The organism is Cupriavidus sp. 01L43 (assembly GCF_056399925.1).
Genome location: NZ_JBFTSH010000053.1, coordinates 1 through 612, shown reverse-complemented (window position 1 = coordinate 612; position 612 = coordinate 1). Strand labels below are relative to the sequence as shown.

Annotated in this window: 2 protein-coding genes; both read left to right on the top strand. The window is 58.8% G+C overall.

What is annotated here, in order from left to right:
• A partial coding sequence (locus AC1DP9_RS27745; protein WP_477109076.1) for a DUF3304 domain-containing protein occupies positions 1-345 on the top strand: 345 nt, incomplete at its 5' end.
• A gap of 22 nt (positions 346-367) precedes the next feature.
• The coding region (locus tag AC1DP9_RS27740) for a DUF3304 domain-containing protein (RefSeq protein WP_477109075.1) at positions 368-612 on the top strand (245 nt) is incomplete at its 3' end.

Below are 612 nucleotides of genomic sequence, written 5' to 3'. Positions count from 1 at the left end.
GTGTCAATGGTTGGCTACAACCACACCGATGTAGGCATCTACGCGTTCGAGGTCAACGGTCATGGCGGCCCGAATATTGGTGCGCATAAGGGCGGTGGCAGTTTTACATGCTGCGTCACGGTGCCACGGATCCACAAGCCTGGCATGACGGCGAAGGTCAGATGGGTCCATCGCATCGACGATGTKCCGCAGGAGCGGATTGTCCCTGTGCCCCCCTACCGCCCTGAAGACGTGGGGCTTCTGACTCTCCATTTTTTTCGAGACGGCAGTGTCAAGGTGTTCGTGACCATGACGCTGCTTGGTCATCCGGCGTATCCCCTGAAAGGGGACGAGGCGCGCAAGTAACCACAGTTCCACGAGGAGAGTCATGCCTTACACAGTAGCGCGCCCACGGGCGTGGTCAGCCGGCCTACTTACAGCATTGTCACTGGCCGTGTCCGGATGTGGCGACGAGCCAATCTCCGTGTCAATGGTTGGCTACAACCACACCGATGTAGGCATCTACGCGTTCGAGGTCAACGGTCATGGCGGCCCGAATATTGGTGCGCATAAGGGCGGTGGCAGTTTTACATGCTGCGTCACGGTGCCACGGATCCACAAGCCTGGCATGAC